This is a genomic window from Pseudomonas guariconensis, assembly GCF_024127895.1.
Taxonomy (GTDB): Bacteria; Pseudomonadota; Gammaproteobacteria; order Pseudomonadales; family Pseudomonadaceae; genus Aquipseudomonas; species Aquipseudomonas guariconensis_B.
This window is the reverse complement of record NZ_JAMYBK010000003.1, coordinates 212,270-224,631: the sequence shown is the minus strand read 5'-3', so window position 1 is coordinate 224,631 and position 12,362 is coordinate 212,270. Positions and strand designations below refer to the sequence as shown.

General features: G+C 67.6%; 17 protein-coding genes. 7 read left to right on the top strand and 10 right to left on the bottom strand.

The features are described from left to right. Nucleotides 1-51: 51 nt before the first annotated feature. The 5 genes from NJF35_RS05825 (at nucleotide 52) to NJF35_RS05805 (ending at nucleotide 2,267) form a co-directional block, all read left to right on the top strand. Nucleotides 52-531, top strand: coding sequence for a phosphotransferase system, HPr-related protein (locus tag NJF35_RS05825; protein ID WP_225787855.1), 480 nt, complete (start codon nucleotides 52-54; stop codon nucleotides 529-531). Nucleotides 532-533: 2 nt separating this feature from the next. Continuing rightward, nucleotides 534-764, top strand: coding sequence for a metallothionein (locus tag NJF35_RS05820; protein ID WP_225787854.1), 231 nt, complete (start codon nucleotides 534-536; stop codon nucleotides 762-764). A gap of 143 nt (nucleotides 765-907) precedes the next feature. Then, nucleotides 908-1,147: a hypothetical protein gene (locus tag NJF35_RS05815; RefSeq protein WP_225787853.1), complete on the top strand. Its 240-nt coding sequence runs from the start codon at nucleotides 908-910 to the stop codon at nucleotides 1,145-1,147. Between the two features lie 134 nt (nucleotides 1,148-1,281). Then, nucleotides 1,282-1,608, top strand: a complete 327-nt coding sequence (locus tag NJF35_RS05810) for a hypothetical protein (RefSeq protein WP_225787852.1) — start codon at nucleotides 1,282-1,284, stop codon at nucleotides 1,606-1,608. A gap of 158 nt (nucleotides 1,609-1,766) precedes the next feature. Beyond that, complete coding sequence (locus NJF35_RS05805) at nucleotides 1,767-2,267, top strand: methylated-DNA--[protein]-cysteine S-methyltransferase (RefSeq protein ID WP_253090805.1); 501 nt, start codon at nucleotides 1,767-1,769, stop codon at nucleotides 2,265-2,267. A gap of 12 nt (nucleotides 2,268-2,279) precedes the next feature. On the opposite strand, the gene NJF35_RS05800 is transcribed toward NJF35_RS05805, so the two are convergent. The 3 genes from NJF35_RS05800 to NJF35_RS05790 all read right to left on the bottom strand — a co-directional run bounded on the left by NJF35_RS05800 (nucleotide 2,280) and on the right by NJF35_RS05790 (nucleotide 3,859). Next, nucleotides 2,280-2,522: a hypothetical protein gene (locus NJF35_RS05800; protein ID WP_225787850.1), complete on the bottom strand. Its 243-nt coding sequence runs from the start codon at nucleotides 2,520-2,522 to the stop codon at nucleotides 2,280-2,282. Beyond that, nucleotides 2,519-3,262, bottom strand: coding sequence for a carbon-nitrogen hydrolase family protein (locus NJF35_RS05795; RefSeq protein ID WP_225787849.1), 744 nt, complete (start codon nucleotides 3,260-3,262; stop codon nucleotides 2,519-2,521). Before NJF35_RS05795 ends, NJF35_RS05800 begins: the two co-directional genes overlap by 4 nt. Before the next feature lie 81 nt (nucleotides 3,263-3,343). Then, nucleotides 3,344-3,859 (bottom strand): DUF3016 domain-containing protein, encoded by a 516-nt coding sequence (locus tag NJF35_RS05790; RefSeq protein WP_225787848.1) that lies wholly within the window; start codon nucleotides 3,857-3,859, stop codon nucleotides 3,344-3,346. A gap of 77 nt (nucleotides 3,860-3,936) precedes the next feature. Here NJF35_RS05790 and NJF35_RS05785 point away from each other — a divergent pair, with 77 nt between their 5' ends. Then, nucleotides 3,937-4,632 (top strand): metallophosphoesterase, encoded by a 696-nt coding sequence (locus NJF35_RS05785; RefSeq protein WP_253090804.1) that lies wholly within the window; start codon nucleotides 3,937-3,939, stop codon nucleotides 4,630-4,632. Here the strand turns inward: NJF35_RS05785 and NJF35_RS05780 are convergent. Next, a complete protein-coding gene (locus NJF35_RS05780) occupies nucleotides 4,610-5,230 on the bottom strand; it encodes a LysE family translocator (protein WP_253090803.1) in 621 nt (206 codons plus the stop codon). The two genes, NJF35_RS05785 and NJF35_RS05780, sit on opposite strands and share 23 nt — an antisense overlap. A gap of 153 nt (nucleotides 5,231-5,383) precedes the next feature. Next, entirely contained in the window at nucleotides 5,384-6,205 is an 822-nt protein-coding gene (locus NJF35_RS05775) for an AraC family transcriptional regulator (protein ID WP_253090802.1), read from the bottom strand. A gap of 135 nt (nucleotides 6,206-6,340) precedes the next feature. Here NJF35_RS05775 and NJF35_RS05770 point away from each other — a divergent pair, with 135 nt between their 5' ends. After that, entirely contained in the window at nucleotides 6,341-6,964 is a 624-nt protein-coding gene (locus NJF35_RS05770; RefSeq protein WP_253090801.1) for a LysE family translocator, read from the top strand. Nucleotides 6,965-6,967: 3 nt separating this feature from the next. On the opposite strand, the gene NJF35_RS05765 is transcribed toward NJF35_RS05770, so the two are convergent. From NJF35_RS05765 to NJF35_RS05745, 5 genes are all read right to left on the bottom strand, one after another. After that, nucleotides 6,968-7,243: a peptidylprolyl isomerase gene (locus tag NJF35_RS05765; protein WP_225787843.1), complete on the bottom strand. Its 276-nt coding sequence runs from the start codon at nucleotides 7,241-7,243 to the stop codon at nucleotides 6,968-6,970. A gap of 34 nt (nucleotides 7,244-7,277) precedes the next feature. Then, nucleotides 7,278-9,236, bottom strand: coding sequence for an acetoacetate--CoA ligase (locus NJF35_RS05760; RefSeq protein WP_253090800.1), 1,959 nt, complete (start codon nucleotides 9,234-9,236; stop codon nucleotides 7,278-7,280). A 243-nt stretch (nucleotides 9,237-9,479) separates the two neighbouring features. Next, the gene (eco, locus tag NJF35_RS05755) at nucleotides 9,480-9,959 is read right to left on the bottom strand and encodes a serine protease inhibitor ecotin (protein WP_253090799.1); all 480 of its coding nucleotides are present in this window, start codon (nucleotides 9,957-9,959) and stop codon (nucleotides 9,480-9,482) included. A gap of 54 nt (nucleotides 9,960-10,013) precedes the next feature. After that, on the bottom strand, nucleotides 10,014-10,784 hold the full coding sequence (gene hbdH / locus NJF35_RS05750) for a 3-hydroxybutyrate dehydrogenase (protein ID WP_225787840.1): 771 nt from the start codon (nucleotides 10,782-10,784) through the stop codon (nucleotides 10,014-10,016). Between the two features lie 12 nt (nucleotides 10,785-10,796). Beyond that, entirely contained in the window at nucleotides 10,797-12,188 is a 1,392-nt protein-coding gene (locus NJF35_RS05745; protein WP_225787839.1) for a GntP family permease, read from the bottom strand. Between the last annotated feature and the right edge of the window lie 174 nt (nucleotides 12,189-12,362).

The following is a 12,362-nucleotide window of genomic DNA, read 5'->3' as shown; positions in this document are numbered from 1 at the left end:
TTGCCCCGCGTCGGCAGTCGACCAGATGAACCCACCTGACGGAGAGCCGTGATGCCCCAGCCAGACGACCCGAAACACCGGCCACAGGCCGAGATCGACGATACCGAGGACCGCATGGGCAGCGTCCGCGAACTGGACTTCAGCGACCGTCACGACGAGCGCGAGGGACGGGCCGGCGATGAGCGCCCGGCCCAGGAGGTGGCCCAGGACTACCCGCCGCGGCGGGTGGCCGAAAGCGGCATGAGCGGTGGCGAGGTCCTGAGCGACAGCTTGCACGAGGACAACGTCACCCTCGACGACCTGAGCCCCGACACCCTCCATGACCAGAGCGGCGCCCGCGACCCCCGTGAGCCGGGCGGCAGCGGAGGGCCGGCGGACAAGACCCTGCGCCGGGTCGAGGAGCACGAGATCGGCGGCGGCATCGGCCTGGACGAGGCCGAGCTGGCCCGCTCCGCGCCCCTCGACGGCGAACCCTGGACCGACCGGGTATCGCCGGTGGAAGGGGATGACGATGATCGAGAAAGGAGCTGAGCATGAGCGAGCAACGTTGTGCCTGTAACCATTGTTCCTGCACGGTGGACGCCAATGCCCTGTTGCAGGATGGCAAGGCGTACTGCTGCGAGGCCTGCGCCACCGGCCACCGCAACGGCGAGCCGTGCCGCATGGCCGACTGCAAGTGTGGCGAAGCGGTGCAGCCAAGGGAAGCCAACGTGGACAATGCGCTGGACGAGACCTTTCCGGCGAGCGACCCGATATCGCCGTGATGTACCTGGGGGCTGGTGCGTTTGGGGCTGCAAAGCGGCCCCAACTGCTCGACCGACCAATGGCGTCAGATAAAACGAACGGGCCCCCGGCGCCTTTCATCCAACCAGGTGTGATGACAGCGACTTTCCCGAGGGAGACGACGATGACCCCTGACTCGAGGCAACAAGGCGGCATGCACCCGAACGCCCCGACACCACCTGACGGCCCGATCGACCCAGAACGGCCCGATATACCCGACCCTGACGACGATCCGCTGATGAACGAGGAGGAGGGCGGTGGCAGGGAAGACGATGACCCTCGCGCGGTGAGCCAGGAACGCAAGTGGGTCGAGTCGTACCCTGGCACCTGCGCGCGCGACAAGGCCAGGCCCAAACCCGACTAGCGGCTGGCCAACACCTGGCCCTCGCCCGACCGTCCGATTCCGCGCTCGGGCCGGCCAACGGCGGTTGCGTCCTGCTGGCCTTGCGCTATGGTGCCACTACCGACACGTATAAGACTAAAGTCGTAGGAGGCGGCATGAGAATTCGCGGTGACGTTTACTGGTCTTGGGCAGACCCGACCCTTCATCATCGGACACACGACGAGACACTCGACGACGGTACCTGCATCGATGTGCGGGTGAGACTGTCGCGTACAGGCGCCACGCAGATGTTCATCGGCGTCTATGCGCCATCCGGCATGGCGATGCACGAGGAGGCGTTCGACTCCCGTCCGGGCGAGTCGATGACCCGGGCCCTGGCCTGGGGCGTCGGGCGCGCCAGGCGGATCGTCAACGACGCTGCGCTGCAGACGCCGAGGTCCCCGGCCAATGTCGAGATGGCCGTTGCCTGCACCGGCAGGTAAGTAGCCTCTGTCGGGCGGCGGGGTGCGATGCCTTCAGTCGCAACTGCCGCCCGAACCACTGTCACCGCTGTCACTGGAAGCGCCGGGGCGGTGACTATGCAATCCGACGGTGTTACGCGTACAGTCCCTCGGAATCGTTTCTTGCCGAGGAGTCCGTCATGTCCTGCGCCTTCACCCTGATGCAATCGCCCGTCGGCACCTTGACGCTGGTGGCGCGGGGCGAGCGGCTGGCTGCCGTGCTGTGGGAGGCGGAGCGGGAGAACCGGGTGCGCCTGGGCGGGCTGCACCGGGACGATAGCCACCCCGTGCTGGTGGAAACCGCCCGCCAGTTGGGCGAGTACTTCGCCGGCCAGCGTCAGCGCTTCGAACTGGACCTGGACTTCGCCGGCACCGACTTCCAGCGTCAGGTGTGGGCGGCGCTGTTGACCATCCCCTTCGGCGAAACACGCAGCTACAGCGAGATCGCCCGGCAGATCGGCAGCCCCAGCGCCGTGCGGGCGGTCGGCGCGGCCAATGGGCGCAACCCGATCTCGATCATCGCCCCGTGTCACCGGGTGATCGGCGCCTCGGGCAGCCTCACCGGTTTTGCCGGTGGCCTGCCGGCCAAGCAGTACTTGCTCGCCCTGGAGGGGCGGCAGAGCCTGGCGCTGGACTTCTAGTCGCCGGCGGCTTCACTCCAGCCAGGCCAGCAGCAGGCAGGCCAGCGCCGCCACCAGGGTACCGGCCGCCAGGCTGTAGCGCCGATGGGCACGCCGGGCGTGCTGCTCCACCTCACGCAGGTACTGGCCAGGCGGCGGGGCGTCCGGGCGGTGGCGCAGCCCCTCGGCGATGTCGGCCAGGCGCCCGCGGATCAGCAGGCCGGTCAGGTAATAGGTGCAGGCATAGCTGGCCAAGGTCGTCAGCAGGTATTTCATGCTGGCAGGTCATCCAGTGGCAGGGCTTGGGCGCTGGCCAGCGAGGTGTCCAGCAGGAGCAACCCCTGCGCGTGCCCATCCAGCGCTGCCAGCAATCGCCCCCGATCGTCCCAGGCGGCGCAATGGCCAGCGCCGACGAAAGTGTCTGCCGGGCCGACGCAGTTGGCCAGCAACACCGGCATGCCAAGGCGCCGGGCCACCTCGGGATAGTGCGTGAACCCTTCTTCGATCCCCTTGGCGGTCTTGGCCACGCTGGCCAGGTAGATGTCTGCGCCCATCGACCTGGCCTGTTCGGCATGCTCGAAGAACATCGACTCGTAGCAGATCGCCGGCGCGACATGCCGGTCGCCGAGGGGAAAGACCAGGGGACGGTCGCCTGCGACGAAAAAGGGCAGTTCATCGCTGTGCAGGCGCTGCTTGGCATAGGCCAGGCGCGGCGCGTGCGGGCGCAGGATCGGCAGGCCGATGTGCACCCCATCTGCCGCCGGTAGCGGCAGCCCGACCGCCACGTTGACGCCATGGCGATCGCACAAGGCTTGCAGGGGATCGAGCAACGCCGAATCGGCGGGGTGCGCCAGTTGGCGGGCGAGGGAGGGTTCGTAGCCCGTCAGGGACAGTTCGGGAAAGGCCACCAACTGCGCGCCCAACTCGACGGCGCGCTCGATGCAGTGCAGGTGACGGCGCAGGTTGCCTGGCAGATCGCCCTTGCGGCTGGCCAGTTGTACGGCGCATAGCTTCATGGTGCTTCCATCCCTGGTGAAGGCGAACGGCAGAGGATACCCCCGGCCGGGTCGCCTGCACCAGCGGCCATCGCGTCGGGCTCAAGAGGCCGGAAGCGGCGCGAAGCGTTGGCGGAACCAGTCGTCGAGCATGGCCTTTTCCGCATACAGGCGGTCGCTGCTGCTGGCCTGGCGGCCCGGGCGGCTGAGGTACATCTTGTCGCTGACCCGCTCCTGGGCCTGGCGATCCGGCTGCCCAGGCTGGCTCAGGGTGTAGCTCAGGTCGATGCTCGGCCAGGTGATCTCGCGCATGAAGCGCACGTCGTAGGCGCGGCCGTGCCAGGGCTCGTAGCGGCCGGCCAGGTCGATGTCGCTGATGGCGATGCGCAGCTGCTGGCCAGGCTGCAGGTAGCGCTGGCCGAGCTTCTGCAGGTGCTGGGTCAGGCTTTTCATGACGTAGGCATCGGCGCCACGCTCGTAGCCCTGGCTATCGAGGCTGGCATCGCGGAATTTCTCGGGATGGTCGAAACGGACCTCGACCTGCGCGGTCGGGGTGCCTTGTGCCATGCTGTCGAATGCCAGCACCATCAGCACGGTACAAGCGAGGGCGGTACGCATGATGCACCTCCGGTGGCGGACTGCTTTGCCCCTCTATTCTACGCCTGACGCTGGCCAGCTAGCAGAGGATCGATGCCATGAACCGTTTCAGGCGGGTAGCCGCCAATACAAGGGGACGCGACCTGGCGGTGGGCGATATCCATGGCCATTTCGCCCGCCTGCGGCAGTGCCTGGACACGCTGGGCTTCGACCCCGAGGTCGACCGGCTGTTCAGCGTCGGCGACCTGGTGGACCGCGGCCCGGACAGCCTGCAGGCCCTGGACTGGCTGGCCCGCCCCTGGTTCTACGCGGTACAGGGCAACCACGAGGCGCTGGCGATCAATCACCTGCGCGGCGGCCGGCTCGACCTGGACATGTACCGCGCCGCCGGTGGCGGCTGGTTCCTCGACCTGCCCAGGGCCGACCAGCAGCGTTATGTCGAGGGATTTGCCTCCATGCCCATCGGCATGGAGGTGCAGACCGTCGACGGGCTGGTCGGCCTGCTGCATGCCGACAGCCCGTTCGCCGACTGGCCGACGCTGCGTGCGCGCTTGCAGGCGGCGGACGACCCCGCGGTGCGTGAGGTCTGCCAGTGGTCGCGACGTCGCCTGCGCGAAGGCGATACCCAGCCGGTCGAGGGGCTGCGGGCCCTGTTGGTGGGGCACACGCCGGTGGTGCGGGCCAAGCGCCTGGGCAATGTCTGGCACCTGGACACTGGCGGCTGGAGCAGCGGGTTCTTCAGCCTGATGGCACTGGACTCCCTGGAGTTGGTCAGCCCAGCAGCAGGTGCATGAGCACGGCGGCTGCGAGCAACATCAACATGGCGCCCGATGCCCGTTCCAGCCAGGGCAGGGCCCGGGCGAAGCGACGCAGCACCCGCTGGTTGCCGATGGCAACGGCCACCAGCAAGTCCCAGAGCAGGACGATGGCGAACATCCAGCTGCCGTAGGCCAGTTTCCAGGCCGCGCTGCTGCTGGCGACCATGCTCGCCAGGCTGGCGTAGAACAGGGCGTTCTTCGGGTTGAGGATGCCGGAGGCGAAGCCCATGCCCAGGCTCTGCAGCCAGCCGTGGGCTGCCTGGGCGCAGCGCCCGGCGGCGGGTACCAGGTTGCTGTGGCCCGCGTGCCGCAGGAACAGCGCACCGATGTACAGCAGGTAGGCGCAGCCGGCCAGTTGCAGGGCAATGAACAGGGCGCTGCCGTCATGCAGGGCCGACATGCCCGTAAAGGCGGCGCCGATGAACAGGCCATTGGCCAGGGCGATGCCCAGGCAGGCCCCGCTGGCTACGCGCCAGCCGGCAGTGGCCGAGGTGCGGGCGACCAGGAAGAAGTCGGGCCCGGGGGACAGCAGGGCGAGGAAGTGGGCGGTGGCGACGATCAGGAACTGCTCCATGGGGGCGGGCTTCTGTGGCAAGGGACGAAAGCCGCAGTCTGTCGCTGGAGGCCCAGTGGCGTATTGAAGATTATTGCGGGGTAGGGACATTGCCGGTGCAGGTCCTTCTCTGGGGCCGCCTCGCGCCCCAGCAATTGCCAACCCCCTACGCTGTTAACTGACGCCCTGCCGATAATGCCCTGGCGTCACCCCCGCATGGGCCTTGAACACCCGCTGGAAATGGCTCTGGTCAGCGAACCCCAGGCGATAGGCGACATCCGCCAGCGCCAGGCCCTGGCGCAGCAGCTCGCGGGCCCGGTTGATCCGGGCATTGAGCAAGTACGCATGAGGCGTCATCCCCGTGGCGGCCCGGAAGGCGCGGATCAACTGGTAACGACCCAGGCCGGCCAGCTCCGCCAGCCGGGCGAGGCTCAGGTCCGCCTGGCTGTCCACCTGGATACGCTCGATCAGGCCGCGCAGGGCCGGCAGGTCCAGCGCCGGCACCGGTGCGGCGTCGAGGGTGGGGCAGACGGCGAAGTCATGGTCACCGATGAACGCCACCAGCGCCGCTTCCTTTTCCGCCGGGCTGGCAGCGGAAAAAAGCAGCGCGTTGAGCCGGCAGAACTGGCGATACAACGCCGCCGAGCGGGTGATACGTGCCGGCGCCCCCGGTTCGCCCGCCGCCACCCCCGACTCCAGTCGCAGGCGGCGCAGCCAGTCGGCATCCAGGTGCAGCATCTGGTAGCTCCAGGCCCGGCCCGGTTCGGGGTTGCAGGCATGCACCCGCTGCGCCGGCACCAGCACCAGGGTGCCGGGCGTGAGGCGCTGCCGGCCGGCACCGGCGCCGCTGAAATGGCTGGCGCCGGCGTCGACCGCGCCGATAGAGAACGTCGGGTGGCTGTGGGCCTTGTAGCAGGCCCGGCTGTGGCAGGCGCGGCGGCTTTCCACGAAGGGCAGGGCCGGGTCGCGCCAGAGTTCGCTGTGGGTCGAGGGCATGAGGGGGCCTGCTTGCCGGTTGCCGGGACGTGCAGTCTAGCCCCGAAGCCACTGTTACGGCCATTCGCTGCACCACTGTGCTTGACGTGGAGGGTGCCCGACGCGAGGCTGCTGTCGTTACCATGGAGAACGATGATGGACCTGTCGAGCCTGCTGCTATTCATCCCCGCCTGCTTCGCCCTGAACATGGCGCCGGGGCCCAACAACCTGCTGTCCCTGCACAACGCCAGCCGCTATGGCCTGCGCACTGCCTGTGTCGCCGGCGGCGGGCGGATCCTCGCCTTCAGCGGCATGATCGCCCTGGCCGCCATGGGCCTGGCGGTGGTGCTGCACACCAGCGAATACCTGTTCCTGGCGATCAAGGTGGTGGGCGCCGCCTACCTGTTCTACATCGCCTGGCAATTGTGGCGCGCACCGGTGGGCGAAGCCGTGGTGGTCGGCGACCATCCACGGGGCACCTGGCGCCTGGCGCGCCAGGAGTTCTGGGTGGCGGCGGGCAACCCGAAAGCCATCCTGATCTTCACCGCCTTCCTGCCGCAGTTCGTGTCCGTCGGCAGCGCCACGCCGGTGAGCGAGCAGTTCCTCTGGCTGGGCGTGCTGTTCCTGCTGCTGGAGTGGGCCGCCATCGCCCTCTATTCCGGGCTGGGCGCTTATCTGCAGCGCTGGTTCAGCCGCCCGAGGCCACGCCGGTTGTTCAACCGGGTCAGCGCGTCGCTGCTCGGTTGTGCCGGGCTGGGGCTGTTGGCGGCGCGGCGCTGAGGGTCAGTCGCGGTAGAAGGTCTGCACCAGGTGGTAGCCGAACTTGGTCTTGATCGGGCCGTGCACCACGCGCAGGGCCTTCTTGAAGATCACCTGGTCGATGGCGCCCACCAACTGGCCGGGGCGCACCTCGCCCAGGTCGCCGCCACGCTTGGCCGACGGGCAGGTGGAGAACTTCTTCGCCAGCACGTCGAAGGCCTCGCCCTTGGCGAGGCGTTGCTTGAGCTGTTCGGCTTCGGCAGCGGTCTTGACCAGGATGTGGCGGGCTTGAGCTTTCATGGGGTACCTGTGCTTCGGGCGAAAAAGGGCGCCATTATGCCTGATCGCGCAGCTCCGCGCGGTCGCGGAACTGTTCCAGGGCCTCGGGGTTGGCCAGGGCATCGGTATTGTTCACCGGCAAGCCATGGACCACGTTGCGGATCGCCAGCTCCACCAGCTTGCCGCTGATGGTGCGCGGGATGTCGCTGACCTGGACGATCACCGCCGGCACGTGGCGCGGTGTGGTGTACTGGCGGATGACCTGGCGGATGCGCTGGCGCAACGCATCGTCGAGCTGCAGGCCCTCGCGCAGGCGGACGAACAGGACCACGCGCACGTCGCCCTTCCAGTCCTGGCCGATGGCCACGCTTTCGAGCACCTGCTCGACCTTTTCCACCTGCCGGTAGATCTCCGCCGTGCCGATGCGCACGCCGCCGGGGTTGAGCACGGCGTCGGAGCGGCCATGGATCACCCAGCCGCCGCTCGGACGCTCCTCGGCATAGTCGCCCTGGGCCCAGATGCCGGGGTACTGGCTGAAATAGGCATCGCGGTAGCGGCTGCCGTCCTGGTCGCCCCAGAAGCCCAGCGGCATGCAAGGGAAGTTGCGGGTACAGACCAGCTCGCCTTTCTCGCCGGTCACCGGCTGGCCGTGCTCGTTCCACACCTCGACCGCCATGCCCAGCCCCTTGCACTGGATCTCGCCACGGCGCACCGGCAGCAGCGGGTTGCCGAGCACGAAACAGGAAACGATGTCGGTACCGCCGGACATCGAGGCCAGGCACAGGTCGGCCTTGATCCTGCCGTAGACATAGTCGTAGCTGTGGGGCGACAGCGGCGAGCCGGTGGACATGAGCAGGCGCAGGCTGTCGAGGCAGTGGCTGCGGGCCGGTTCCAGGCCTTCCTGCTCAAGGGCGGCCAGGTATTTGGCGCTGGTGCCGAAGGCCTGGATGCCTTCGGCGTCGATCAAATCGAGCAGGCGCTCGGGGCCGGGATGGAAGGGCGAGCCGTCGTACAGCACCAGGGTGGCGCCGACCGCCAGGCCGCTGGCCAGCCAGTTCCACATCATCCAACCGCAGGTGGTGTAGTAGAACAGCACGTCGTTGGCCTTGAGGTCGTTGTGCAGGCCGTGTTCCTTCAAGTGCTGCAGCAGCACCCCGCCCGCACGGTGGACGATGCACTTGGGCACGCCGGTGGTACCGCTCGAATAGAGGATGTACAGCGGATGGTCGAAGGGCAGCGCCACGAAGCGCGGTTCGCCGCCGGGTTGGAAAAAGTCCTGCCACAGGCTGACACGCGGCGCGTGGAACTCCTCGGGGCGTGTCTGCGTACGGGTATGGGGCACGACCAGCAGGTGTTCCAGGCCGGGCAACTGGGCGGTGACCTGGTTGATCTTCTCCACCTGGTCGATGGTCTTGCCGGCGTACTGGTAACCGGCACAGGCGATCAGCAGTTTCGGCGCGATCTGGCCGAAGCGGTCGATGATCCCGTGCAGGCCGAACTCCGGCGACGAGCTGGACCAGATCGCCCCGAGGCTGCTGCAGGCGAGCATGGCCACCAGGGTTTCCCAGGTGTTGGGCATCACCGCCGCGACCCGGTCGCCGACCTGGATGCCCGCTGCCTGGAGCGCCTTCTGCAGCCCGGCGACCTGGGCGGCCAGCTGGGCGTGGGTAAGTACCTGACGGGTGCCGTCCTCGCGCACGGCGACCAGCGCCGGGCGGTCATCGCGCCGGTGCAGCAGGTGTTCGGCGTAGTTCAGGGTGGCCCCGACGAACCACTGAGCCTCGGGCATGCCTGGGCCTTCGTCCAGGACCTGGGTCGCAGGTGTGTGCCAGTTGACGTGAAAATACTCGGCGAGGGCCTGCCAGAAGGCCGGGCGCTGCTCGACGCTCCAGCGGTGCAGCGCGGCATAGTCGTTGAGCTGGAGGTTGAACCGCAGGTTGACCCGGCGGCGGAAGGCATCCATCCGGCTGGCCTCGATCCGCGCCGTGGAGGGGCGCCAGAGCACATCGTTCATGCCGAAACCTCCAATGCAATCGCAGGGCTTGCCCTAATGCTAGTCGGTCAAGCGGCACTGGGGCTGCTGCGCAGCCTATCGCTGGCAAGCCAGCTCCCACAGGGCCCCCGTTGCCCTTTCGATTTCCGGAAAGGCTGGGTGACCTTCCACAGGGCAGAGAGTGAGTGGGCACCAATGGCCTGTGGGGAGCCGGCTTGCCGGCGATGGGGCGCGCAGCGCCCCTCAATGGCCGGATGCTCGCGCTTATTCAACTTTAGCCTTTTGCACATCCTCCGACGCCGACCACACCCGATAGCGCACCTCGACGCCCTCCGGCACGTACACCACCACGGGCAGCTTGCTGTTGTAGCGCAGCATGAAACCCTCGCCGACCACCGGCACGAAGGCCTCGGTCTGCTTGCCGTCGGGGCAGGCCATCAGGGTGGTGGCCGGACCGCCGACCTTTTCCAGGCGGTAGTAGCTGTAGCCCCAGCCTTCCAGGGTGTGCTCCTGGAGGCTGCCGGCCAGGCGCTGGCGGTTGCAGTCGACCATCAGGGTCTTGCCGGCCAGGATCTCCAACTGGTGCGCTGACTCGTCGGTTTGTGCCGGCAAGTGGATGACCTGGCGGGTGAAGCCTTTTTCTGCATCGGGATAGGGCGCGACGTCCTTGAGTTCGGCGGCCATCGCCGGTACGGCGCTGGCCAGGGTCAGGGAAAGGATTGCGGTGAATGGGATTGGGCGCATGGGGCCTCCTTGCAGATAAACGGATGCAAGACCGTGCCAGGCCCCGGCCGGCCCTTATTGGGCCAGCCAGCCGCCATCGACGTTCCAGGCGGCGCCGCGGACCTGGCTTCCGGCCTCGCTGCAGAGGAACAATACCAGTTCGCCGAGGTGCTGGGGTGTCACGAAGTCCAGCGAGGGCTGTTTTTCGGCCAACAGCTCACGCTGTGCCTGCTGCGCATCGCCGCTGGCCGCGGCGCGGTCGTCGATCTGTTTCTGCACCAGCGGCGTGAGTACCCAGCCTGGGCAAATGGCGTTGCAGGTGACGTTGCTGGTGGCGGTTTCCAGGCCGACCACCTTGGTCAGGCCCACCACCCCATGCTTGGCCGCCACGTAGGCGGCCTTGCCGGTGGAGCCGACCAGGCCATGCACCGAAGCGATGTTGACGATCCGCCCCCAGTTGCGCGCCCGCATGCCGGGCAGCGCCAGGCGGGTGCCATGGAACACCGCCGAGAGGTTGAGGGCGATGATCTTGTCCCAGGTCTCGACGGGGAACTGCTCCACCGGCGCCACGTGCTGGATGCCCGCGTTGTTGACCAGGATGTCGATACCGCCGAACTCGCGCTCGGCGAGGGCGAACAGCGCCTCGATCTGGGCCAGCTCGGACAGGTCCGCCGGGTGGTGGGCGACCTTGACGCCGTGGCGGGCGATGTCGGCGAGCGCTGGGGCCGGGTCACCGAAGCCGTTGAGCAGGATGTTCGCGCCCGCCGCGGCCAGCACCTGGGCGATGCCCAGGCCGATGCCACTGGTGGAACCGGTGACGAGTGCGGTCTTGCCTTTGAGTGTCATGCAGGAAGCTCCTTAGACGATGCCGGTGGCGTAGAAGGTGGCGATGACCACGAATACCGCCAGGGTCTTGATCAGGGTAATGCCGAAAATGTCCTTGTAGGCCTCGCGGTGGGTCAGCCCGGTCACGGCCAGCAGGGTGATCACCGCGCCGTTGTGTGGCAGGGTGTCCATGCCGCCGCTGGCCATGGCCGCCACCCGGTGCAGCACTTCGAGGGGAATGCCCGCGGCATTGGCGGCGGCGATGAAACTGTCGCTCATGGCTGCCAGGGCGATGCTCATGCCACCGGAGGCGGAGCCGGTGATGCCCGCCAGCAGGGTCACGGTGATCGCCTCGTTGACCAGCGGGTTGGGGATGCCGCGCAAGGCATCGGCCAGCACCAAAAAGCCCGGCAGCGAGGCGATCACCGCACCGAAGCCGTATTCCGAGGCGGTGTTCATCGCCGCCAGCAAGGCGCCGCCGACCGCGCTGCGGGTGCCGTCGGCCAGGCGCTGGCGGATGCTGCCGAAGGCGCACACCAGCACCATCAGGATGCCCACCAGCAGCGCCGCCTGTACTGCCCAGATGGCGGTCAGCTTGGCCACGTCGCTCTGCACCGGCGCGCTCATGCCCGGTAACTGCAGGGTGTGGCTGGCGCCGTACCACTGGGGGATCCAGTGGGTGAACAGCAGGTTCATCACGCCCACCAGGATCAGCGGCGAGAGGGCCAGCCAGGGGTTGGGCAGGGCTAGGTCTTCGGCGGTCTCGGGTTCGTTGCGCAGGTTCTTGCCGTAGCCTTCGCCGGCCCGCTGGGCCTTGTTGCGCTGGCGTTGCAGGTAGAGCATGCCGGTGCAGAACACGAACAACGTGCCGATCAGCCCCAGCCAGGGCGCGGCCCAGGCGGTGGTGTTGAAGAAGGTGCTGGGGATGATGTTCTGGATCTGCGGGGTGCCGGGCAGGGCGTCCATGGTGAAGGAGAACGCACCCAGGGCGATGGTCGCCGGGATCAGGCGCTTGGGGATGTCGCTCTGGCGGAACATCTCGGCGGCGAACGGGTACACCGCGAACACCACCACGAACAGCGAGACGCCGCCATAGGTGAGCAGCGCGCAGACCAGCACGATCACCAGCATGGCCTGGCGAGTGCCGAGCAGACGGATGGCGGCGGCGACGATCGAGCGCGAGAAGCCCGACAGTTCGATGAGCTTGCCGAATACCGCGCCGAGCAGGAACACCGGGAAGTACAGCTTGATGAAACCGACCATCTTTTCCATGAACACCCCGGTGAAGGCGGGCGCCACGGCGGACGGGTCGGTGAGCAGGACCGCGCCGAGGGCGGCGATGGGGGCGAAGAGGATCACGCTGTAGCCACGGTAGGCGGCCAGCATCAGCAGGGCCAAGGCGGCGAGGGCGATGAGCACGGTCATCGGGGAAGATCTCCTGGAGTGGGTCTTGTTTTTATCGGTGGCCGGGAGATAGCGGGAATCGTGCCAATTAATTAACTATATGATTTAAAAGGATTTTTACTGATTCGCCGAAAGGTGTGTCTCTGATTGGAGACCGGAGTCGCCTGCTTCGCGGGCAAGCCCGCCTCCACAGGG